The sequence below is a fragment of the Streptomyces sp. WAC00040 genome (assembly GCF_056835925.1).
The window spans coordinates 322015-345470 of record NZ_JAKQZE010000006.1; the positions used below are offsets into that span (position 1 = coordinate 322015).

At 71.8% G+C, this 23456-nt stretch carries 17 protein-coding genes; 10 read left to right on the plus strand and 7 right to left on the minus strand.

Annotation, left to right across the window (positions count from 1 at the left end; genetic code table 11):
- Positions 1-48 precede the first annotated feature (48 nt).
- Positions 49-1239: a hypothetical protein gene (locus MDN94_RS38880; protein ID WP_482730461.1), complete on the plus strand. Its 1191-nt coding sequence runs from the start codon at positions 49-51 to the stop codon at positions 1237-1239.
- A 9-nt stretch (positions 1240-1248) separates the two neighbouring features.
- Here the strand turns inward: MDN94_RS38880 and MDN94_RS38885 are convergent, their stop codons facing one another.
- Genes MDN94_RS38885 through MDN94_RS38905 form a run of 5 tightly spaced genes read right to left on the minus strand, consistent with a single transcriptional unit; the run spans position 1249 to position 7963 of the window.
- Entirely contained in the window at positions 1249-2073 is an 825-nt protein-coding gene (locus MDN94_RS38885) for an endo alpha-1,4 polygalactosaminidase (protein WP_482730462.1), read from the minus strand.
- Positions 2070-2702: a spherulation-specific family 4 protein gene (locus MDN94_RS38890; RefSeq protein WP_482730463.1), complete on the minus strand. Its 633-nt coding sequence runs from the start codon at positions 2700-2702 to the stop codon at positions 2070-2072. The genes MDN94_RS38885 and MDN94_RS38890 overlap by 4 nt, the downstream gene beginning before the upstream one ends.
- A gap of 14 nt (positions 2703-2716) precedes the next feature.
- Positions 2717-4144: a hypothetical protein gene (locus MDN94_RS38895; protein ID WP_482730464.1), complete on the minus strand. Its 1428-nt coding sequence runs from the start codon at positions 4142-4144 to the stop codon at positions 2717-2719.
- A complete protein-coding gene (gene pelF / locus MDN94_RS38900) occupies positions 4141-5646 on the minus strand; it encodes a GT4 family glycosyltransferase PelF (protein WP_482730465.1) in 1506 nt (501 codons plus the stop codon). The genes MDN94_RS38895 and pelF overlap by 4 nt, the downstream gene beginning before the upstream one ends.
- A 52-nt stretch (positions 5647-5698) precedes the next feature.
- Entirely contained in the window at positions 5699-7963 is a 2265-nt protein-coding gene (locus MDN94_RS38905) for a hypothetical protein (RefSeq protein ID WP_482730466.1), read from the minus strand.
- Between the two features lie 276 nt (positions 7964-8239).
- Here MDN94_RS38905 and MDN94_RS38910 point away from each other — a divergent pair, with 276 nt between their 5' ends.
- The 7 genes from MDN94_RS38910 to MDN94_RS38940 all read left to right on the plus strand — a co-directional run bounded on the left by MDN94_RS38910 (position 8240) and on the right by MDN94_RS38940 (position 18960).
- A complete protein-coding gene (locus MDN94_RS38910) occupies positions 8240-9757 on the plus strand; it encodes a leucyl aminopeptidase (RefSeq protein ID WP_482730467.1) in 1518 nt (505 codons plus the stop codon).
- 295 nt (positions 9758-10052) lie between these two features.
- On the plus strand, positions 10053-11441 hold the full coding sequence (gene lpdA, locus MDN94_RS38915) for a dihydrolipoyl dehydrogenase (protein ID WP_037774878.1): 1389 nt from the start codon (positions 10053-10055) through the stop codon (positions 11439-11441).
- 55 nt (positions 11442-11496) lie between these two features.
- The gene (sucB, locus tag MDN94_RS38920) at positions 11497-13326 is read left to right on the plus strand and encodes a 2-oxoglutarate dehydrogenase, E2 component, dihydrolipoamide succinyltransferase (RefSeq protein ID WP_482730468.1); all 1830 of its coding nucleotides are present in this window, start codon (positions 11497-11499) and stop codon (positions 13324-13326) included.
- Between the two features lie 116 nt (positions 13327-13442).
- Positions 13443-14066: a GntR family transcriptional regulator gene (locus MDN94_RS38925; protein WP_482730469.1), complete on the plus strand. Its 624-nt coding sequence runs from the start codon at positions 13443-13445 to the stop codon at positions 14064-14066.
- A 308-nt stretch (positions 14067-14374) separates the two neighbouring features.
- The gene (gene aceE, locus MDN94_RS38930; RefSeq protein ID WP_482730470.1) at positions 14375-17056 is read left to right on the plus strand and encodes a pyruvate dehydrogenase (acetyl-transferring), homodimeric type; all 2682 of its coding nucleotides are present in this window, start codon (positions 14375-14377) and stop codon (positions 17054-17056) included.
- Between the two features lie 103 nt (positions 17057-17159).
- A complete protein-coding gene (locus MDN94_RS38935; RefSeq protein WP_482730471.1) occupies positions 17160-17987 on the plus strand; it encodes a MerR family transcriptional regulator in 828 nt (275 codons plus the stop codon).
- A 7-nt stretch (positions 17988-17994) separates the two neighbouring features.
- Positions 17995-18960, plus strand: a complete 966-nt coding sequence (locus tag MDN94_RS38940) for a helix-turn-helix transcriptional regulator (RefSeq protein WP_482730472.1) — start codon at positions 17995-17997, stop codon at positions 18958-18960.
- Here MDN94_RS38940 and MDN94_RS38945 read toward each other — a convergent pair.
- Complete coding sequence (locus MDN94_RS38945) at positions 18951-19871, minus strand: SDR family oxidoreductase (protein ID WP_482730473.1); 921 nt, start codon at positions 19869-19871, stop codon at positions 18951-18953. The genes MDN94_RS38940 and MDN94_RS38945 overlap by 10 nt on opposite strands.
- Before the next feature lie 134 nt (positions 19872-20005).
- On the opposite strand from MDN94_RS38945, the gene MDN94_RS38950 reads away from it, so the two are divergent.
- Together MDN94_RS38950 and MDN94_RS38955 are read left to right on the plus strand one after the other, a co-directional pair.
- On the plus strand, positions 20006-20527 hold the full coding sequence (locus tag MDN94_RS38950; RefSeq protein WP_482730501.1) for a DUF4240 domain-containing protein: 522 nt from the start codon (positions 20006-20008) through the stop codon (positions 20525-20527).
- 125 nt (positions 20528-20652) lie between these two features.
- On the plus strand, positions 20653-22947 hold the full coding sequence (locus tag MDN94_RS38955; RefSeq protein WP_482730474.1) for an MMPL family transporter: 2295 nt from the start codon (positions 20653-20655) through the stop codon (positions 22945-22947).
- Here MDN94_RS38955 and MDN94_RS38960 read toward each other — a convergent pair.
- Positions 22937-23434 (minus strand): GNAT family N-acetyltransferase, encoded by a 498-nt coding sequence (locus MDN94_RS38960; protein ID WP_482730475.1) that lies wholly within the window; start codon positions 23432-23434, stop codon positions 22937-22939. The genes MDN94_RS38955 and MDN94_RS38960 overlap by 11 nt on opposite strands.
- Between the last annotated feature and the right edge of the window lie 22 nt (positions 23435-23456).

The following is a 23456-nucleotide window of genomic DNA, read 5'->3' on the forward strand; positions in this document are numbered from 1 at the left end:
TGACCCTGGGGCGTACAACCCCACCGGAAAGTGGGCGGTCCAAACGACGTGATCACACGTCCTCGTCTTCCGATACTCGCCGCGGCCGCTGCGGCCGGCGTGCTTCTGACCGCCTGCTCCGCGAAGGAGCAGGCCCCCGCGCACCCGGTCTTCGACGCGTCCCTGCAACAGCAACCGCGCCAGGCGCTGCTCGCCACGCAGGCGGCGGCCACCGCGAGCTTCACGCAGACGCTGACGTTCACTTCGGAGCACGGTGACACCACGCAGACGTCCGAGGGACGGCTGGACTTCCCCGGCGGCCGCGCGTCGGGCTCCCTGGCCTGGAAGGTCGCCGAGGGCCTGCCCGCAGAGGCCCAGGACGCGCTCCTCGGCACCCGGCTCGGTGAAGGCCGCTCGCCCGCCCGGTCGCGTGTCGCGATCGACCCGGCCACCATCCGGATCCGTTCCGGCGAGGCCGCCTACTGGCTGCGCTACGACGAGTCGGACCCCTTCGGCAGCGGGGGCACGATCGACGCGCTGCGCGGCGCGGAAGCGGCCTTCGGCGGCACGATGCTGGAGATCGTGTCGGGCGCCCAGGACGTGAAGCAGTCGGCGGGCGACGGCGGAGGCCGTGTGTACCGGGCGAAACTGACGGCCTTCAACGCCCTCGGCATGTTCTCCCCGGACCTTCGCAAAGAACTGGTCAGATCGATCCCGGACGTCACCGACGCGCCGGTCACGCTCACCCTGGCAGTGGACGCGCAGGGCCGGATCACCCGGGCGGAGGCAGACCTGTCCGCCCTGCTCGACAGGAAGGACAGCGCCCTCGGCCCGATCACCGGCCTGCACGCCACCCTGGTGGTGAGCGGCCTCGGGGCCTCGCCGCCGGCCATGCCGCCGGCGTCCGAGCGGAACCTGCCCGCCAAGGAAACCGTCAGGCCCATCGGCGAACTGAAGCCCGGCGCATGCGCCGACCTCAACACCGGGACGCGGGTACTCGACATGGTCGTGGCCATCCCGTGCGAACAGCCCCACGACGCCCGCGTGTTCGGCCACTGGACATTCTCCCTCGAACACCCGGGCGCCGAGGAGGCGAAGCGGCACGCGAGCGAGAAGTGCGGGCAGGCGTTCGGGGCGGCGCCCGACCTCTGGACCCGGGAGTCCGTCAAGAAGGACCAATACTGGTTCACCTGGCCCGGCGAGGACGGTTGGGGCGAGGGCGGCGTCCCGGTGGCCAGCTGCTACGTACTCTCCCGCTGACCCGCCCGGTCACGGGCAGGGCTCGCGCCACACCCCCAGGTCGTAGTTCTTCAGCATCGAGCTGAGGCCGAGCGCCCGCGTCGTGGGGCAGAACTCCCGTGTCGGCAGCTCGTACTCGACGTGGAAGACCGCCTTGCCCGCGCGGACGAACGGGCTGAGCGCCGCACACTCGTCGTACTCGGCGCACTGTTCGTTGACCGCGAAGTCGAAGTCGCCGACCAGTTCGGGGATCTGGTCGAGGTCGTTCTTGAGGCCGACGGACAGGCCGCGTTCCTTGGCGAGGCGGGCGATCAGGCGGTTGTAGCGGAGCTGGTCGCCGGCCGTGAGGGGGAAGCCGGTGCGGTTGGCGTAGCCGTCCATGTTGTCGGGCTCCACCGCGTCGAAGCCCTTGTCCCTGCACATGTCCAGGCGTTCGGCCATGAGCGGTTCGAGGACGTCGGTGCGGCGGATGTCGAGCCAGCGCTCGCCCTCCCAGCCGTTGCCGCGGCCGAGCAGCGACTTCGGGAAACGGTCGGCGTCGGGGCGGAAGTCCTCCCAGGCGCCGGTGGAGAGGTAGCAGATGACCTTGCGGCCGCGGCGGTGCAGGTCGGCGACGGCGGAGGCCGGGTGATCGAAGCCGTCGATGTCGTAGACAGGCACGTCGACGGTCGGGTCGAGGCGGCCGCTGAGCTGCCACTGCCACGCCAGGCCGGGACCGGGCAGCCACCGCTCCCCGGCGGGCCTCACCGGCCGGGGAGGGAGCGTCGGTCCGCCCGCGCCGTCGTCGGGCGCGCTCGTACATCCCGCGAGCAGGAACAGCGACAGGACCGGCAGGAGGAAGGGCGAACGTTTCACAGGACGGGCTCCAGATGGCGCGGGAGGGTGCCCCAGGGGTGGGCGCCGGTTCCCGGGACGACGCAGTGGACCGCAGCGCCGGCGCGGGCCCCGGGCGGGGCCGCGTAGACGAGATGGCAGAACTGTTCCGGCGGGTGGGCCGCGGTCCATGACGGGATGCCGGCGGCCCGGTACGCGTCCCACGGGCCCTCGAAGGTCACGAGCAGATCGGCGAACTCGGCGTAGCCCTCGTCGGGGTGCACACCGTGGTTGAGCGCCACGGTGGCCACGCCCGCCGACCTGGCTTCCGTCGCAAGCCGCCGGTAGTGGGCCATGGTCTCGGCCCCGGAGCAGACCTGGTCGAGGAACGCGCCGTCGGCGCCGTACCAGTCCCGGTGGAGCAGCAGGTCCCGCGCGACGTCGGCGTGCGGGCGGCGGCCGTAGTCCGTGTCGGTGTAACCGAGCACGCGCACTCCCGCCCGCCGCAGCCGGTCGGCGACCGCCACGAAGGCGGGGTCGCGTGAAGTGCCGGGCCCGTCGGCCGGATTGAGAATGACGCCGTAGAGGTGGGACGCGGCCGCGACGACGGCGTCCCAGGCGTCCGGCCGGTCGGCCGGGTGCTCGTAGAACGGCACCAACAGGCTTTTCACGGGCGCTTCCCGGGTCAGAGGCGGTGGGCGGTGGCACGGCCCAGCAGAACACAGACGAGTACGGCGAGCACGGAGGCCGACACGGCGGCCACGCACAGCCCGACCGTCGCGGGGCTGCCGGTGCCGGTGAGCAGCCCGAGGGTCTGCAGGGCGGCGGCCCCGGCGCAGACCGCCGCGGCCGGGTTCGCCGCTCGGGACGACTGGAGCAGCAGACCGGTCCACAGCACCGCGCCGACGAGCAGCAGGGTGGCCGACCTCACCCCGCCGAGCGCCGGCGCGCCGGGCCACAGCACGGTCCCGGCCACCGCGAGGGCGAACAGGATCGCGAGATATCCGCAGAGACACTCCGCGAGGACGGCGGCGGTGCACCGGCGGAAGTCGCCGCGTGTGGTGCTCACGCTCAGCCCGGCGACGGTCCCGCCGCGGAAGCGGCAAAGCAGCCATTCGGCGGGGCCCATGCTCAAGGTCAGCGCCACGGCGGCGGGTGCGGCGACAGCCGCGCCCGTACGGCCCGCGAGCACGTCCCCGAGAGCGGTGTACAGCACCAGGGTTCCGGCACCGAGTCCGAACACCCCGTAGGGCAGGGACGCGAGGACCCGCGGCCTTTGGGGCGGCCGGGCCCGTGCCGTCGGAGCTCCGGTCAGGGCCCGCGCCCGCCGGGCCGGTCGACGGACACCGCCGGTCGCGCCCGGCTCGGGGCGCGTGGCGCGGACCGCCAGGACCGTGGCCGCCGCGAGGGACACCAGCAGGAGCGCCGTCCGGGACCACGGCGGCAGATCGTGGAGCAGGGTCACGACCGGGCCCCCGGCCGTCGGCAGGAGCGCGCGCAGCAGCGCGCGTTCGTGGCCCAGCACCATCAGGACCGTCGCCGCCGACACGTACAGCGCCTGCACCGACGCGAACACCGCGGCCTGCCACTGGCCCTGTTCGGCGCACACGCCCGCCGCCGCTGTGCTCAGCAGGGCGCCCGCCGCGGTGCCCGCGCGCAGGCAGCGGAGCGCGGCGGACCGGTCGCCGAGTGCCAGCCAGGAGTGGGCCCGGTGGGACAGCGCCTGGTTCCAGGCCCAGCCGGTGAGCGCGCCGGCCAGCAGCGGGCCGAGTTCCGCGCTCTCGAGCAGCGGGGCGCCCAGCACGTACGCGAGGCCCGGAAGGGCGAAGACGAGGCCGCGCAGCAGGCAGCCGTGGAGCCCGGTCCACCACGGGTCGGCGGCGGGCGGCGCAGGATCGGGGTAGCGGCGGGGGACCCTCTCGTAGAGTGCCTCCGCGAGCGCGAACGAGTCGGCGCGGCCGTAGATGCGGCGGATGTGGTCGTCCGTCATGCCGTCCGATTCGAGGACGGCGGCGATCTCGTCGGGGTGGACGGCACGGGCGATCAAGCCGTCCATGCGGTGGGCGAGTTCACCGAACGGGTCGGCCGGTGCCGCGGGAGGCGCTCCGGTCATCGCAGGGCCGCCTCCGCGATCGAGGCGGTCTCCGCGATCCCCGCGAACTCCGCGAACTCCGCGACCGGCGGAACCGGCTCCGGGAACCCGGCCAGTTCGAGGTAGATCCGGCGGAACGCGTCCACCGAGCGCCGGAGCGTGAACCGGTCGACGACCCGCTGACGGGCGAGCCGGCCGAACTCGGCCCGCCGTGCGGCGTCACGCAACAGGCCGAGCGTCGCCTCCGCCATCAGCGCGGGCTCACGCGGCGGTACGACCAGGCCGGTGTCGCCGACCGCCTCCCGGACCCCGCCGACGTCGGTGGACACGGTGGCACGGCCGCACGACATCGCCTCGATGAGCGAGAAGGGGAACCCTTCGCTGATCGAGGAGAGCAGCACCACGCTCCCCGACGCGTAGGCGCGGGCCACGTCGCCGACCCGCCCCTCCCAGCTGATCCCGTCCACGACGCCCAGCTCGGCGGCGAGTTTCTCCATCCGCGTGCGGTACGCCTCGCCGCCGGCGGGGACGCCGCCGAACAGCCGGAGCCGTACGTCGGGGAGTTCGGCGCGCACCATCGCGTAGGCCCGGATCAGTGTCCGGAGGTCCTTGATGGGGTCGATGCGGCCGGCCCAGGCGATGGTCGGCACGTCCGGCTCGGGGCCGGCGTCGGGGAAGGCGTGCGGATCGACCCCGTTGTAGACGGTGCGGACGCGGTCGTCGGGCGCGCCACCCCGCTTCTCCCACCGCCGGTTGTACTGGTTGCACGGGGTGATGAGGTCGGCGCGCCGGTAGCCGAGCGCGCTGAGCTCGCGGTAGAAGCCCAGCATCAGCGCCTTCACCGGCGCCGGCTGTCCCTCGCCGCGGGACCAGAGGTAGCGCTCGCGGAGGTAGATGCCGTGCTCGGTGAGCAGGAACGGCACACCGTCGAAGTGCTGGGCGGCCAGCGCCGGCAGGGTGGCAAGGCCGCCGCTGACGGCGTGGGCGACGGAGTCGTCGGGTATCCGGGCGGCGAGCGGCCGGAGGGTGTGCTCCAGCAGGTCGAGGGCGGTGAGGCCGTCGTGCACGGTGGGCCGTGCCGCAGACAGCTCCAGGTGCGGCATGGACCATGTCCACATCAGGGACCGCAGCGCGGACTCGGAGCGGAGCGCCGTCGTCAGCTGCCCGGCGCGTGCGTAGCCGGCGAGGCCGTCCAGCGCCTCGCCGAAGTCGCAGCCGGCCGACGGGTCGAGGATCGACAGCAGGAGGTGTTCGTAGACGCCGAGGAAGCGTTCGCGTTCCCCTCGAGGCAGCCGGCGGGGGGCCGGCTCCGGTCCCCACAGCGGAAACACCGTGTGCCGGTAGACGTTCCGCGGCATCTCCCAGGTGACCGGCTCGCGTCCGCCGCCGGTGAGGGAGACGAGCTGGAAATCGACCTCCGGCATTCCGCGCAGCAGTTGGTCGCACCAGGTGGAGACGCCGCCGTGTGCGTGCGGATAGGTGCCTTCGGTGAGCATGGTGACATGACGGCCGCAGCTCGGCATGGATGGTGTCCCCCCAGGACGGTGGTCGGCGGTGCCCGTTTCGTGCCGTCGGTCAGGACGGCAGCCTGAGCGTGATCGCCGACTGGAGCAGTTCGGGCGTGGCCCACTCGGAGCGCGTCCCGGCGTAGGCGGAGCCGAACACCGCGGTGGTCAGAAGCCGTTGCCTGCGGGTGCCGTCCGGTGCGGTGACCGGTGCGGCGACACCGGATGGCGCCTTCACGGTGACCGTGCCGCCGATGCGGTAGGCGGTGACCCTGCCGTCCGCGAGCGCCCGCTCCCACGCGGCGCGCCGCTGGAGTTCCGTACCGGCCTCCCGCTGGCTGGGGTTGACGACCGGGGCGCTGTCGGTGAACAGGGCGCGGTAGTCGGCCAGCACCCTGTCGAGCACGGGATACAGGAGGCGTTCCTCGGCGAGGTTGGACTGGTGCGCGTAGTGCGGGCGGGGATCGTTTGCGACGACGTGGCCGAGGGCGGTGCGCGCCTCCTGCGGCACGATGTGCGTGGCGTAGCCGGTGGCGGTGTCGAGGGGTTCGGGCAGGCAGGTGGAGGCGGGGTCGGTCTCGCAGACCCCGCTGCCGCCGTCGTCGGCGGCCGTGTAGATCCAGTTGTACTCGTCGGTCATCTCGGCCGCCGTGCCGACGTTGTAGTACACGTTCATGGGGTGCCGGGGCACCGTCTGCGCGGCGCCGACCGGGTGCTGCCGCGGCTCGCGGGAGTTGTCGCTCGCGATCCACTTCACCCCGTTGTCGGCGAGGGCGCCGGCGAGGTTCGGATTGTCCACCGGCTGCTGCGGCAGGGTCTTCAGGCCGGAGTGCTCGCCGGTGACGAGTTCGGTGCGGTCGACGGGGAGGCCCTTGCGCACGGCCCAGTCGTGGTTGTCGCGAATCTGCGCGGAGATCTCGGCGCGGCCGACCCAGCGGGTGTTGCCCGCCGTGTCCGTCGCGCACTTCCAGGGCACCGTGGACGCGTCCTGCACACAGCCGAGGAAGGGATGGGTGTAGGTGTGGTTGATCCAGCGGTACTGCGTCCTGTCGGCGAGCAGCCGGTCGGTGAGCGGATCGCTGCCCGCGTGCTCCGCCTTCCACTCCTCGCCGGCGCCCGCGTTGTGGACCATGTCGAGGGTGAAACCGGCGCTCCGCTGCCAGGCGGCCGCGTGCGCGGCGTCGGCCGCGGTCATCCGGATCGGCACGCCCGCCCCGTCGCCGCCGCCCGGGCAGTCGATGTCGCCGGGGGTGCAGTCGCGGGCGGTGTCCCAGCGTGCGTCGGGTGCGAAGACGTCGTCGACGTGGACGGAGAAGTAGTTGCGGCTCTGCCCGAGGTGGACGCCCTGGGTGAGCCATTCGACGATGCCGCGCGCGAGGACCCGGAACTGCCGCTGGTGCCGGTTGTACGCGAAGGTGACCACCAGCTCGCTGCGGCCGTCGTGCGTGTACTCGCCGATCAGGCTCGCGCGTGAGGAGCCGTCGCCGACGGGCGTGTCGAGGAGGCTGGTGAATCCTTCGCGGGGGCGGCCCGCGTAGCCGTAGCTCTCGGCGACGAGCGGCGAGTTGTCCTCGAAGGTGACGGGTCCGTCGAGGTATCCGAACACTCCGGAACGGCCGGCGGCGGTCACCGCGCTGCGCGCGCCGTCCAGCACGCCGGCGTAACCGCCGTTGTCGACGTACTCCAGCCCCACACCAGGGTGCGACCACGTGTAGGCGTCGACCTGCCGGACACCGAAGGTCCGCTCGTACGTGAAGAGGGCGGCGTTCTCCGCGGCCCCGGCGGCGGTGTCCGCGCCGAACGGGTCCTCGTCGGGCACGACGACCCCCTGGAACCTGGCGCGCGGGCGGCCGTCCACGGTGTCGCTGAGGAAGGAGGCGTCGACCCGGGGGCGGGCCGGGTCGTTCAGGTCCAGCGTCCGGTGGGGCACGCCGGTGCCCGCCAGTTCGGAGACGATCGCGTCGACGGCCGCGCTCCCGTCGTCGACGACGAGCACCACGAGGTCGATCCGGGGCACCGGCGCGGCGGCCGCCTGCGAGGCGGGCAGGATCCCCGCGAGCGTGACGGCGGCGGTCGCGGCGACGGCGAACCGGCCGCCGGCGGCGCGTCCGGACCACGGCCGGGCCGCCGCGCGCCGCTTCCCGGTGACCCCGGGAACTCCGTGCCGGCCACTGGCCCCGGTCCCGGCGCGGGACCGTCTTCCGGTCCCACGGGCTCCGGCGGCCCCGGCAGCCCGCCCGCCGGGGTCGGCCCCGGGGGCCGTCACGGCCCCACCGGACGTCCCCGCCTCGGTCCCGTGCCGGCGTCCCGCCTCGTGCGCGCCCTGCTGCTCCATGTGGTTCCCCCCTCGCACGCTTCCCCAACGCCCTGCGGGCGCAGGGAAGTTCTGTGCCGATGACGCAACGGGGCCCCGCGCCCCGTTGCCGGAATGTGGTGAGTGTGGCCGAGCGGTGACAACCTCCGGGCCGAACATGAAAGAGACACCACGCACGAGTGAACCGCCGCCGCCGTGAGCGATACATACGGCCGCGCGTAGGCTCTTGTCCGGTGTGGGGTGTCGATCCGCCCTCGCCGCACCCTCGGAACTCAACGGAAGCGAGATTTCACCACCGTGACTGCTCTCACTCTCAGCACTGCAGGCGCTGCGACGCTGCGCGCGGACGCCCTCGTCGTCGGCGTCGCGAAGGGCGCCAAGGGCCCGGTGGTCGCGCCGGGCGCCGAGGCCGTGGACAAGGCGTTCGACGGCAAGCTGGCCTCCGTCCTGGAGACCCTCGGCGCCGGCGGTGGCGAGGGCGAGGTCACCAAGCTCCCCGCGCCCGCCGGCCTGAAGACCCCGGTCGTGCTGGCCGTCGGTCTGGGCGCGGCCCCCGAGGACGGCGAGGAGTACGGCACCGAGGCGCTGCGCCGTGCGGCCGGTGCCGCGGCGCGTGCGCTGTCCGGTGCCAAGAAGGCCGCTTTCGCGCTGCCCATAGAGTCCGTGGAGGACGCTGAGGCCATCGCCGAGGGTGCGCTGCTCGGCGCGTACGCCTTCACCGCGTACCAGGGAACTGCCGGCGAGAACGGTGCGAAGAAGCCGCTGGCCGAGGTCGCCCTGCTGGGCGCCAAGCCGCGTGACAAGGCGTTCAAGGCCGCCGCCGAGCGCGCGGTCGCGCTCACCGAGGAGATCAACCGCGCCCGCGACCTGGTCAACACCCCGCCGAACGACCTCACCCCCGAGGCCTTCGCCGCCGTGGCCACGGCCGCCGGCAAGGAGCACGGCATCAAGGTGCAGGTGCTCGACGAGAAGGCGCTCGCCAAGGGCGGCTTCGGCGGCATCCTCGGCGTCGGCCAGGGCTCCCAGAACCCGCCGCGCCTGGTCAAGCTCTCCTACACGCACTCCAAGGGCGCGAAGACGCTCGCGCTCGTCGGCAAGGGCATCACCTACGACTCCGGCGGCATCTCCCTGAAGCCGGCCGGCCACAACGAGACGATGAAGTGCGACATGAGCGGCGCGGCCGCCGTGTTCGCCGCTGTCGTCGCGGCGGCCCGGCTCGGTCTCGCCGTCAACGTCACCGGCTGGCTGGCCCTCGCAGAGAACATGCCGTCCGGCTCGGCCACCCGCCCCGGCGACGTGCTGCGCATGTACAGCGGCAAGACGGTCGAGGTCCTCAACACCGACGCCGAGGGCCGTCTGGTGCTCGCGGACGCGCTGACGAGGGCGTCCGAGGAGAACCCGGACGCGATCGTGGACGTGGCGACGCTGACCGGTGCGATGGTGCTGGCGCTCGGCAACCGCACGTTCGGCATCATGGCGAACGACGACGCGTTCCGTACCTCGATCCACGAGATCGCCGAGGAGGTCGGCGAGGCGTCCTGGCCGATGCCGCTCCCCTCGGAGCTGCGCAAGGGCATGGACTCGCCGACCGCCGACATCGCGAACATGGGTGAGCGCATGGGCGGCGGCCTGGTGGCCGGCCTGTTCCTGAAGGAGTTCGTGGGCGAGGGCATCACCTGGGCGCACCTGGACATCGCGGGCCCCGCGTTCCACGAGGGCGCGCCGTTCGGCTACACGCCGAAGGGCGGCACCGGGTCGTCGATCCGCACGCTGGTGAAGCTGGCGGAGCGGACGGCCGCGGGCGACCTGGGCTGACGGTCGGCACGGGGCGGGGCCGCGGGTGCCGCCGCGCGGCGCCTGTTCCCCGCCCCGCCCCCGTGCCCCGGGCCCGCCCCCGCTACGCCCCGGTAACGGGGAAAAGCGCTCAAGCTCACCATCTCAAGCTCCGGCCCCGCGTCCCGCCGTCCGTCAACAAGTGCGAAGATGGGTTCTCGGCAGGACAGGGCCCCACCACAGGGCCGAAGAGACAGCGGCCGAACACCAGCCGACCGGCCGGTCATCTCCCGAGACGGGGGCCCGGCGAACGGCGCACATGCATGGAGGACGTGACGTGGCGAACGACGCCAGCACCGTTTTCGACCTAGTGATCCTCGGCGGTGGTAGCGGCGGTTACGCTGCGGCGCTGCGCGGAGCTCAGCTGGGCCTGGACGTCGCACTGATCGAAAAGAACAAGCTCGGCGGCACCTGCCTGCACAACGGCTGCATCCCCACGAAGGCTCTGCTGCACGCCGGCGAGATCGCGGACCAGGCTCGTGAAGCCGACCAGTTCGGTGTCAAGACCTCTTTCGAGGGCATCGACATCGCCGGCGTTCACAAGTACAAGGACGAGGTCGTCTCGGGCCTCTACAAGGGTCTGCAGGGTCTGGTCGCCTCCCGCAAGGTGACCTACATCGAGGGTGAGGGCCGGCTGTCCTCCCCCACCTCCGTCGACGTGAACGGCCGGCGTGTGCAGGGCCGCCACGTCCTCCTGGCGACCGGCTCCGTGCCGAAGTCCCTGCCGGGTCTGGACATCGACGGCAACCGCATCATCTCCTCGGACCACGCGCTGGTCCTGGACCGTGTTCCGAAGTCCGCGATCATCCTGGGCGGCGGCGTCATCGGCGTCGAGTTCGCCTCCGCGTGGAAGTCCTTCGGTACCGACGTCACCGTCGTCGAGGGCCTCAAGCACCTCGTGCCGGTCGAGGACGAGAACAGCTCGAAGCTGCTGGAGCGCGCCTTCCGCAAGCGCGGCATCAAGTTCAACCTGGGCACCTTCTTCGAGAAGGCCGAGTACACCCAGGACGGCGTGCGCGTCACGCTCGCCGACGGCAAGACCTTCGAGGCGGAGGTCCTCCTGGTCGCCATCGGCCGCGGTCCGGTCTCCCAGGGCCTCGGCTACGAGGAGCAGGGCGTCGCGATGGACCGCGGCTACGTCCTGGTCGACGAGTACATGCAGACCAACGTGCCCACCATCTCCGCGGTCGGTGACCTGGTCCCGACCCTCCAGCTCGCGCACGTCGGCTTCGCCGAGGGCATCCTGGTGGCGGAGCGGCTGGCCGGTCTGAAGACCGTCCCGATCGACTACGACGGCGTGCCGCGGGTGACGTACTGCCACCCCGAGGTCGCCTCCGTCGGCATCACCGAGGCCAAGGCCAAGGAGATCTACGGTGCGGACAAGGTCGTCGCCCTGAAGTACAACCTCGCGGGCAACGGCAAGAGCAAGATCCTCAAGACCGCGGGCGAGATCAAGCTCGTCCAGGTCAAGGACGGTGCCGTGGTCGGCGTCCACATGGTCGGTGACCGTATGGGCGAGCAGGTCGGTGAAGCTCAGCTGATCTACAACTGGGAGGCTCTGCCGGCCGAGGTCGCGCAGCTCATCCACGCGCACCCGACGCAGAACGAGGCGCTCGGCGAGGCCCACCTGGCCCTGGCCGGCAAGCCGCTGCACTCCCACGACTAGTCAGTTACGGGCGCGACAGACCACTTCCGCACATCGTTAAGGAGCAACTGAAACCATGGCGGTTTCCGTAACCCTTCCGGCGCTCGGTGAGAGCGTCACCGAGGGCACTGTCACCCGCTGGCTGAAGGCCGAGGGAGAGCGCGTCGAGGCCGACGAGCCGCTGCTCGAGGTGTCGACCGACAAGGTCGACACCGAGATCCCCGCCCCCGCCTCCGGTGTCCTGGCTTCCATCAAGGTCGCCGAGGACGAGACCGTAGAGGTCGGCGCCGAGCTGGCCGTCATCGACGACGGCAGCGGCGCCCCCGCTGCCGCCCCTGCCCCGGCCGCCGCCGAGGCCGCGGCGCCCGCCCCGGCTCCGGCCGAGACGCCCGCGCCCGCCCAGGAGGCCCCGCAGGCCGCGCCGTCCACCGAGGCTGCCGCCCCGGCTCCCGCCCCGACCGCGCAGGCCGCGGCCGGCGGTGGCTCGGCCGAGGGCACCGACGTCGTCCTTCCGGCGCTCGGCGAGAGCGTCACCGAGGGCACCGTGACCCGCTGGCTGAAGGAGGTCGGCGAGGAGGTCACGGAGGACGAGCCGCTGCTCGAGGTCTCCACCGACAAGGTCGACACCGAGATCCCGGCCCCGGCTTCCGGCGTGCTGCTGGAGATCGTGGTCGCGGAGGACGAGACGGCGGAGGTCGGCGCCAAGCTGGCCGTCATCGGTGCGAAGGGTGCGGCTCCGGCCGCCGCCCCCGCGCCGGCCGCTGCTCCGGCCCCCGCGCCGGCGGCTGCGGCTCCTGCTCCGGCCCCCGCGCCCGCCGCCCCGGCCCCCACGCCGGCTCCCGCTGCCGCCCCTGCTCCGGCTCCGGCTCCGGCGGCTCCGGCCCCCGCGCCGGCCCAGGCTCCGGCTCCCGCGCCGGCTCCCGCCGCGCCCGCCCAGGTCCCGGCGGCTCCCGCCGCGCCCGCCGCCGTCGAGGCGAGCGACGCGTACGTGACCCCGCTGGTCCGTAAGCTCGCCGCCGAGAACGGCGTCGACCTCGGTTCGGTCAAGGGCACCGGCGTCGGTGGCCGTATCCGCAAGCAGGACGTCATCGCCGCCGCGGAGGCCGCCAAGGCCGCCGCGCAGGCGCCTGTCCCCGCTGCCGCTCCGGCCGCGGCCAAGGCGCCGAAGCTCGAGACGTCCCCGCTGCGCGGTCAGACGGTCAAGATGACCCGCATGCGCAAGGTCATCGGCGACAACATGATGAAGGCGCTGCACGACCAGGCGCAGCTGACCTCGGTCGTCGAGGTCGACATCACCAAGCTGATGAAGCTGCGCGCCCGTGCGAAGGACGCGTTCGCGGCCCGTGAGGGCGTCAAGCTCTCCCCGATGCCGTTCTTCGTCAAGGCCGCCGCCCAGGCGCTGAAGGCCCACCCGGTCGTCAACGCCCGGATCAACGAGGCCGAGGGCACCATCACGTACTTCGACTCGGAGAACATCGGCATCGCCGTGGACTCCGAGAAGGGTCTGATGACGCCGGTGATCAAGGGTGCGGGCGACCTGAACCTCGCCGGTATCGCCAAGAAGACCGCCGAGCTCGCCGGCGCCGTGCGCGCCAGCAGGATCACGCCGGACGACCTCGCCGGGGCGACCTTCACCATCAGCAACACCGGCTCGCGCGGTGCGCTGTTCGACACGATCATCGTGCCGCCGAACCAGGTCGCCATCCTGGGCATCGGTGCCACGGTCCGCCGCCCGGTGGTCGTGAACCACCCGGACCTCGGTGAGACGATCGCGATCCGCGACATGACGTACGTCGCGCTCTCCTACGACCACCGTCTGGTGGACGGCGCCGACGCCGCCCGCTACCTGACGACGGTCAAGCAGATCCTGGAGGCCGGTGAGTTCGAGGTCGAGCTCGGCCTCTGAGCGGCACCGCTGTAACCAGCCTCACCTGCTGCGCCCCCGCCCGGGAGTACTTCCGGGCGGGGGCGCAGCCGTATTGTCTAAGGGCCACAGGTCGACGCGGCTTTAAGGAGCGCTCCATGACCATCCCCGTCGTCCACTCGCTGCGCGATCAGATCCGCGAGCACATCGTGGAGGGGATCGTCAGCGGGCGCTGGAAGCCGGGGGAACGGATCGTCGAGCGCCGCATCGCCACCGAACTCGAGGTCTCCCAGACGCCGGTGCGTGAGGCACTGCGCGAGCTGGAGTCGCTGCGGCTGATCGAGTCGGCACCCAACAAGGGTGTGCGGGTACGGAATCTGACGGCCGCGGACCTGGAGGAGAGCTACCCGGTGCGGGCGGGTCTGGAGCAGATCGCGGCCGAACTCGCCGCGGGGCGCCTCGCGGAGGACTGCACGACGCTGGAGCCGCACGTGGCGGCGCTGTACGAGGCGGACCGGACCGGGGACTCGGCGGGGCAGGTCCGGCACACCGTGGCCTTCCACAGGGAGCTGGTCAGGGCCGCGGGCAACGGCGTCCTCCTGCACACCTGGGAGGGCCTGGGGATCGAGGTCTTCACGGCCCTGTCGATCCGCTGGCTGGGCACGGTGCAGAAGTCGTACGCGGAGGAGCACCAGGACCTGGTCGAGGCCTTCCGCAGGCGCGACCCGCAGATCGGCTCGCTGGTGAAGGCGCACGTCCTCGGCTGCGCCCCGCGCGCGTAGCCGGGTCACGGCCGGTTCAGCGCCCGTAGCTCTTCGCACGCGACGGCGGGCACGCGGCCGGTCCTGCGTCGGCTGCACGGTTGGCGCCGTGCCTGCTCGAACGTGCATTTAGGTGCCCGATTAGACCCTTTCGTCGCGGCACAGCGTGCCCACTTTTGAGGCACCCGATGCCAATTTCAGCCCAGGCTTTGATCGATCATCGATCAGAGACTTACAGTCGTCCCCGGGTCCACCAGACCCGTCGCCCTGTCCTGCCAGACACGGCACCCCCTTATCTCAACCCCCCTCCTGTCCGGAAGGCGGCGATCATGACCGACCCCGTAGGCAAGCTTCCGAGCGAGCTCGACCAGCTCCCGGACCGCGACGCCGAGGAAACCGCCGAGTGGGCGGCGTCCCTCGACGCCGTCGCGGAGCACGCAGGCCCGCACCGCGCCGCGTATCTGATGCGCCGCACGCTCCAGCACGCCGAGAAGGCCGGTGTGGCCCTGCCCCGCCTGCTGGAGACGGACTACGTCAACACCATCCCCACCTCCGCCGAGCCCGCCTTCGACGGCGACGAGGCGATGGAAGCCCGGATCACCGCCTGGAACCGCTGGAACGCCGCGGCCATGGTGACCCGCGGATCCAAGCACGGCGTCGGCGGCCACATCGCCACCTTCGCGTCCGCGGCCTGGCTCTACGAGACCGGCTTCAACCACTTCTTCCGCGGCAAGGAGGGAGACGGCTCCGGCGACCAGCTCTACATCCAGGGCCACGCCTCCCCGGGCATCTACGCCCGCGCGTTCCTCGACGGCCGGCTCACCGAGGACCACCTCGACAACTTCCGCCAGGAGGCCGGCGGCAAGGGCCTCCCCTCGTACCCGCACCCGCGCCGGCTGCCCTGGCTGTGGGAGTTCCCCACCGTCTCCATGGGCCTCGGCCCGCTGTCGGCGATCTACCAGGCGCGCTTCAACCGCTACCTCCAGGGCCGCGGCATCAAGGACACCTCGAACTCCCACGTCTGGGCGTTCCTCGGTGACGGCGAGATGGACGAGCCCGAGTCGACCGCGGCACTCGCTCTCGCCTCCCGTGAGCAGCTGGACAACCTGACCTTCGTGATCAACTGCAACCTGCAGCGTCTCGACGGCCCGGTCCGCGCCAACTTCAAGATCGTGCAGGAGCTCGAGGCCCAGTTCCGCGGCGCCGGCTGGAACGTCGTCAAGTCGCTGTGGGGTTCGGCCTGGGACGAGGTGTTCCAGCTCGACACCACGGGCGCCCTGGTGCGCCGGCTGCGCGAGGTCCCGGACGCGCAGTTCCAGACGTACGCGACCCGCGACGTGGCTTACATCCGTGAGCACTTCTTCGGCGCGGAGCCCGCGCTCGTCGAGCTCGGGAAGGTCCTCGGCGACGCCAAGATCGCCGAGTGCTTCCACAGCTCCCGCGGCGGCCACGAGGCCCGCAAGGTGTACGCGGCGTACCGTGCGGCGCTCGCCCACAAGGGCGCGCCGACCGTGATCCTCGCGCAGACGGTGAAGGGCCACACCCTCGGCAAGGGCTTCGAGTCCAAGAACGCCAACCACCAGATGAAGAAGCTGACGATCGACGAGTTCAAGGGCATGCGTGACCTGCTCGGGCTCCCGATCGCGGACAGCGCCTTCGACAGCGGTGTGGTGCCCTACGGCCACCCCGGCGCCGACTCCCCCGAGGTCCGCTACCTCCAGGAGCGCCGCGCGGCCCTCGGCGGCCCCGCCCCGGCCCGCCGGGTGCACGCCTCCGCGCCGCTGCCCCAGCCGGAGGAGCGCGCGTTCAAGGCGCTCCACAAGGGCTCCGGCAAGCAGGAGATGGCCACGACCATGGCCTTCGTCCGGCTGGTCAAGGACCTGATGCGGGACAAGCAGACCGGCCGCCGCTGGGTGCCGATCGTCCCGGACGAGGCCCGTACCTTCGGTATGGAGTCTCTGTTCCCGTCGGCCGGCATCTACTCGCCGATGGGCCAGACGTACGAGCCGGTCGACCGTGACCAGCTGATGTACTACAAGGAGGCCAAGGACGGCCAGATCCTCAACGAGGGGATCACCGAGGCCGGCGCCATGGCCGACTTCATCGCCGCCGCCACGTCGTACTCGACGCACGGCGAGACGATGATCCCGTTCTACATCTTCTACTCGATGTTCGGCTGGCAGCGGACCGGCGACCAGATGTGGCAGCTCGCCGACCAGCTCGGCAAGGGCTTCATCGTCGGCGCCACCGCGGGCCGCACCACGCTGACCGGTGAGGGCCTCCAGCACGCCGACGGCCACTCGCACCTGATCGCCGCCACCAATCCGGCGTCGCTCAACTACGACCCGGCGTTCGCGTACGAGATCGCGGTGATCGTCAAGGACGGTCTGCGCCGGATGTACGGTCAGGCCGCCCCCGGCGAGGACTCGAACGTCTTCTACTACCTCACGGTCTACAACGAGCCCAAGCCGCAGCCCGCCATGCCGGAGGGCGTCGAGGAAGGCATCGTCAAGGGCCTGTACCGCTTCAAGGAGGGCGCGGCCGGCGCGGACGCCCCGCGGCTCCAGCTGCTCGCCTCCGGCACGGCGATCCACTGGGCGCTCGACGCCCAGCGGCTCCTGGCGGACGACTGGGACGTGGCCGCCGACGTCTGGTCCGCGACCTCGTGGGGCGAGCTGCGCCGCGACGCGCTCGAGGCCGACGCGGCCCTGCTCCGCGGCGAGCAGCGCACCCCGTACGTCACCCAGGCGCTGGAGGGCGCACCCGGCCCGGTGCTGGCCGTCTCCGACTGGATGCGGCAGGTGCCGGACCAGATCAGCCAGTGGGTGGAGCAGGACTGGTCCTCGCTCGGCACGGACGGCTTCGGCCTGTCGGACACGCGTGACGCGGCCCGCCGCCACTTCGGTGTCGACGCGCACTCGATCACGGTCGCGGCGCTGGCCCAGTTGGCGAAGCGCGGCGAGGTACCCGCCTCGGCCGTGAAGGAGGCCCGCGAGCGCTACGGCCTGTAGGCCCGCTCGTTCGTGAAGGCCCCCGCGGGCAGCTGCCCGCGGGGGCCTTCCGTGTCCGATGCTTGACCTTGACACCGTGTGAAGCCGTGCACTGGGAGACGTCATGTTCACCATCGGAGACTTCGCCAGGCACGGCCGTGTGTCGGCCCGCATGCTGCGTCACTACGACGCGGTCGGGCTGCTGCGTCCCGAGCACACCGACCCTTTCAGCGGCTACCGCTACTACTCCGCGGCCCAGCTCGCCACCCTCAACCGCGTCATCGCCCTCAAGGACCTCGGCTTCACGCTTCAGCAGGTGCGGCAGATCCTCGAGGAGAAGGTGACCCTGGAGGAACTGCGCGGGATGCTCAGGCTGCGGGAGGCGGAACTGCGGGAGGCGATGGCCGCGGCGGCCGCCAGGCTGGCGCAGGTCGAGGCGAGGCTCCGGTCGATCGAGAGTGAGGGTCGTATGCCCACCCAGGACGTCATGCTCAAGAGCACCCCGGCGGTCCGTGTCGCCGAACTGTCCGCCGTCGCCGCCAGCTACGCCCCCGAGCACATCGGCCCGGTGATCGGCCCGCTGTACGACGAGTTGTTCACCCGGCTGAAGGCGGCCGGCGTCACCCCGGCAGGACCCGGCATCGCCTACTACGAGGACGCGCCGGACGGCGACGGCATCGTGGTGCACGCCGGGTGCACGGTCTCCGTGGAGACACAGCCGGGACCCGACTTCGAGATCGCCGAACTCCCCGCCGTGGAGCGGGCGGCGACGATCGTGCACCGCGGCCCGATGGACACGATCATGCCCACCGAGCAGAACCTGGCCCGCTGGATCGACGCCGGCGGCCACCACTCGGCCGGCTACGCCCGCGAGGTCTACCTGGAGTGCCCGCCGGACAAGGAGAAGTGGGTGACGGAGCTCCAGGTACCGCTGGCACCCGCTGCGCGATGATGGGGGCATGCGCGCTGCCCGGCTGATCAAGATGGTCCTGCTGCTCCAGTCGCGGCCCTCCATGACCGGCGCCGAGCTCGCGCGGGAGCTGGAGGTCTCCGAGCGCACGGTCACCCGCGACGCGCTCGCCCTGTCGGAGGCCGGAGTCCCGGTCTACGCGGACCGGGGCCGGGCCGGCGGGTATCGACTGATAGGCGGGTACCGCACCCGGCTCACCGGTCTGGGACGCGACGAGGCGGAGGCCCTGTTCCTGTCCGGTCTGCCGGGCGCGCTGCGCGACATGGGACTCGAGGACGCGGCGTCCGCGGCACGCCTGAAGGTGTCCGCGGCGCTGCTCCCCTCGCTGCGGAACGCGCCCGAATCCGCGGCCCGGCGCTTCCACCTCGATGCCCCTGGCTGGTACCAGGAGCCGAAGACCCCCGAACTGCTGCCGGTCCTCGCGGAGGCAGTCTGGGACGACCGCCGCGTACGGGCCGCGTACCGCCGTAGGGACACCGAGGTGGAACGGCGGCTGGAACCGTACGGGCTCGTGCTGAAGGCGGGTGTCTGGTACCTGTGCGCGCGGGCGGACGACACGCTGCGGGTCTACCGCATCGACCGGTTCTCGTCGGTGGAAGCGGACGGGGAGCGGTTCGAACGGGACGAGGACTTCGAGCTGGCGGCCTTCTGGCAGGAACGCGCCGCGCAGTTCGCCCGGTCCATCCTCCGCGCGGAGGCCGTCGTCCGCGTGAGCGAGGACGGCGCGCGCCGACTGCCGTACGTGACGGACCACGCCGCCGCGGAGGAGGCGCTCGCGGCGGCCGGTCCGCCGGACGGCCGGGGGCGGGTGACGCTGACACTGCCCGTGGAGTCGCTGGACGTGGCGTACGGCCAACTGCTGTCCCTGGGGCCCGAGGTGGAGGTCCTCGGGCCGCCGGAGCTGCGGGACCGCTTCGCGCGGGCGGCGGCCGCGCTGCGGGACCTCTACCGGTAGTCCTCCACCGCCGGTGTGCCGCCCGCCTGTTCGGCCATCATGAATCCCCAGACGTCGGGCCGGCTGCCGTCCGCGTCGGTCACTCCGTACTCCCTGGCGAGCAGGCCGCTGTCGAGGGAACGGCCGTTCCAGCGGGACCGCTCGGGGTCGGCGGCGAGCGCCGCGACGCCCCTCGCCAGGTACACGGGCGACTCGGACAGGGCCCAGTGCTTCTGCTTGTCGATGCCGTCGCGCCAGTTCTCCTCCTTGAGGCCGAAGATGTCGAGCATCTCCTCGGAGCGGATGAAGCCGGGGGTGACGGCCACGGCGGTGCAGCCGACACTCTTCAGCTCCTCGCCGAGGGTGAAGGCCATCCGGATCGGACCGTTCTTGGCGAGGTCGTAGTAGAAGTTCTCGCGGAACCCCTTGTTGGTCTCCGCGGTGCCGTCGGTGACCTCCACGACCAGTCCGCCCGGCTCACGGACCAGCAGGGGCAGCGCGATGCTGCTGGTGATGATGTGGCTCCTCACGCCCAGGTCCAACATCCGCAGCCCGCGTTCGAGGTCGACGTCCCACATGCGGGTGTCGAAGTCGAGCAGGAAGTTTCCGCCCCAGAGGTCGTTGACGAGCACGTCCAGCCGTCCGTGGTCGCGTTCGACGCGCCGGAGAAGTGCCCTCACCTGGTCCGGCTCGAGGTGGTCGGTGGGCACCGCGATGCCTTCGCCGCCGGCCGCCGTGACCAGTTCCGCGGTCTCCTCGACGGTCTCCGTGGGCCGGCCGACCTCGCTGACGCTGGTGCGGGTGGTCCGGCCTGTCACATAGACGGTCGCGCCCGCGGCGCCGAGTTCCACGGCCAAGGCACGTCCCGCGCCGCGAGTGGCGCCGGCGACCAGTGCGATCCTGCCGCCGAGCGGCTTGTTCGTCGTCGTCATGAGCCGACCGTCGCACGGAAACCGGACACCTTCTGTCGGGTTTGGGCCGACCGGAGCCCCCGTATTGCGAAACAGCCGCGTTTCGGCATGCTGCGCGTGCGACGGCCCCCGCCAACCACGATGCTTGACCCGTGATGGACGAGACGGAGTTCTGGGAGATCATCGACAGCACCCGCGAGGCCGCCGAGGGCGACCCCGAGGAACACGCGGAGCTGCTCGTCGAACGGCTGCTGCAGCTCGACCCCGACTCCGTGCTGGACTTCGCACGGCACTTCGAGGCCCGCTACAACCGCGCCTACCACTGGGACGTGTGGGGCGCGGCGGCGGTGCTGCTCGACGGGGCGAGCGACGACGCTTTCGACTACTTCCGCTGCTGGCTCATCGGGCAGGGCCGGGAGATCTTCGAGAGCGCGGTGCACGAGCCGGACTCCCTGGCGGAGCTGCTGGACGATTTCGACGAGGACATCGACGGCGACGGCGAGGAACTGGGCTACGCAGCGGACGAGGCGTACGAGCAGCTGACCGGCGCCGACGCGCCCGACCTGGGGATCCCCGTGCAGTCGGCGGAGCCGGCGGGCACACCCTTCGACCTCGACGACGACGCGGTGCTCGCCGAACGCTTCCCGCGGCTGTGGGAGCGGTTCGGCAGCGGCTGACGGGCCGTTGTCCGCGACCGGGCCCAATGGGACGGTGAGCCGTCCGGTGCGCGGTGCCGCGAACAGGGTCACTCGTATCCCCGGTCCGGAGTGCCGGAGCAGCGCGGACGACTTTCAATGAGGTCATGTCACAGCCACCTGTCCCGCCCGCCCCGATCACCTCGCGCCGTGGGAAGGGGCTGCTGGAGCGCACCGGCGAATGGTGCGCGCGCCATTTCGTGACGGTCCTGGTCCTCTGGGTGGCGGCCCTGGCCGGAGTGCAGGTTCTGGATCGGCACTACGGCGGCGACTACTCCGACGACTTCGCGCTGCCGGGCACCCAGTCGCAGGACGGCCTGGACGTCCTCAAGGCCCATGAGCCGTCCGCGGGCGGCTACAGCGCCCAGATTGTGCTGCACGACTCCGCGAAACCGCTCACCGATGTAAGCAGCCAGGTGCAGACGGCGGTGACCGACCTCGGCAAGCTGCCCCATGTGCTGTCGGCCCAGAACCCGCTGCCGGCGCCGGGCACTTCGCCCCAGAAGCCGCCCGCGGGCACACCGAACGTCGGTCCCCTCTCCACCGACGGCAAGACCGCCTACATCACGGTCCGTTTCGACGCCCAGCCCTCCACACTCGGTCAGTCCTACCTGGACGGAGTGGACTCCGCGGTGCAGCCGATGCGCGCCGCGGGCGTTGACGTGGAGTACGGCGGCACGCTCGGCGAACTCGCGCGTCCCGAACCTGACGACCGGACCAGTGAAGCGATCGGCTTTTCCGTGGCCATCCTGGTACTGCTGATCGGATTCGGCAGCGTCTTCGCCGCTGTGCTGCCCCTGATCACCGCGCTGATCGCGGTGATCTGCGGGCTCGGTCTCCTCGGGCTGCTGGCGGCGGCGTTCACCTTCGCCACGGTCTCGCCGACCCTGGCCACCATGATCGGCCTCGGCGTGGGCATCGACTACGCACTTTTCCTGATCACCCGTCACCGGCAGAATCTGATGGACGGCCGTGACGCCGTGTCGGCCGCCGGCCGGGCGACGGCCACCAGCGGCCGGGCGGTGCTGGTCTCCGGCTGCACGGTCGTCATCGCGCTGTCCGGCCTGTGGGTGTCCGGCATCAGCTTCATCGGCAAGCTCGGCCTCGCCGCAGCCGTCACCGTGGTCACGGCCGTGCTCGGCGCGCTGACCCTGGTGCCCGCCGTACTGGGGCTGACCGGCCGGCATCTCGACAGACTTCGCGTACGCAGGCCGATCGCGGAGACCGATGCCGCCCCCGGCGAGGAGGCCCACGGATCGTGGCACCGTTACGCGCAGCGGGTCGAACGTCGGCCGTGGTGGTTCCTGGCCGGCGGCGCCGCCGTCCTGGCGGTGCTCGCGGTGCCCGTGTTCTCCATCCAGCTCGGCCACATCGGCGACGGCGCCGACCCCAAGTCGTTCACCGACCGCAGGGCGTTCGACCTTATGTCAGCTGCGTTCGGACCGGGCTCGAACGGGCCGCTCACTCTGGTCGTCGACCAGTCCGACGTGCCTCAGTCGGACCGGTCCGCCCTGGCCACGCAGGTGCAGAACGCCCTCGCCAAGGTCCCGGACGCCGCCACGATCACGCCGACCAAGGCCACGTCCGACGGCGATGCTCTGATCGCCACCGCCTACTCGGTCGCCGCTCCGCAGGACGAGCGGACGACCCAGCTGGTCAACCGTCTGACGGACGACGTGCTCCCGCAGGCGGTGGAGGGGACCGCCGCCCGCACCTACGTCACCGGCACGACGGCCGCACAGGTCGACTTCCTCGACATCGTCTCGAGCCGGCTGCCGCTGATCATCGCCGTGGTGGTCGCTCTGGCATTCGTCGTCATCCTGATCGTCTTCCGCGGGGTCCTGGTCGCGTTGAAGGCGGCTGTGCTCAATGTGCTGTCCATCGCGGCGTCCTACGGTGTCGTCGTCGCCGTCTTCCAATGGGGGTGGGGCGGGCCGGCGCTGGGTGTGTCGGGCGACGTGCCGATCGAGAGCTACGTGCCGATGATGATGTTCGCCATCGTCTTCGGACTCAGCATGGACTACGAGATCTTCCTGCTCTCGCGGGTCCACGAGGCCTGGCTGCGCACCGGCGACCCGAAGGCGAGCGTCGCGCACGCCCTGGAGATCACCGCCCGTGTCATCACCTGTGCCGCACTGATCATGGTCAGCGTGTTCGCGGCCTTCATCCTCAGCGACAACATCGTTGTGAAGATGCTGGGGCTGGGGCTCGCGGCCAGTGTGCTCATCGACGCGACGGTCGTCCGGCTGCTGCTCGTGCCGGCCGCGATGACGCTGCTGGGCAAGGCGGCGTGGTGGACCCCACGGTGGCTCGACCGGCTGCTGCCGCATGTGGAGACCGAAGGAGAGGAGCCAGTGGAGACCGAAGGAGAGGAGCACCCGGTCGCGCGCCTCAAGGCGTGAGGGAACGGCCCATCAGCACGTCGTCCACATAGCGCCCGTCGAGGTGGAACTCGCCGGGCAGGATGCCCTCCACCACGAAGCCCTCCGCCTCGTACAGCGCCCGCGCCGGCGCGTTGTGGGAGAGCACCCGCAGGGTGATGCGGACGGCTCCCTGCCGACGGGCCTCGTCGCACGCCGCCCGCAGGAGTGCCCGGCCGACCCCACGGCCGCGGGCCGGCTCGGCCACGGCGAGGCCCTGGAACTGGCGGACGTGCCGGTTGCAGGCCAATGGGGTCGGCGGGACCAGCCGGATGTAGCCCAGGATCCCCCCGTCCCCGTCCTCGGCGACGAGGAAGTGTTCCGGGCGGTGGTTCGCGTCGAAGAACGCGTCGTACGGCGGCTCCGGGCGGGGCGTCACGGCGTGCACCGGCGACCAGGCGGCGCGGTCCAGCTCCCCCAGCTCCACGTCGTCGTCACGTCGTGCGGGGCGTATGTGCGACTCGGGCATGGGGCCACTGTGCCACGGCGGA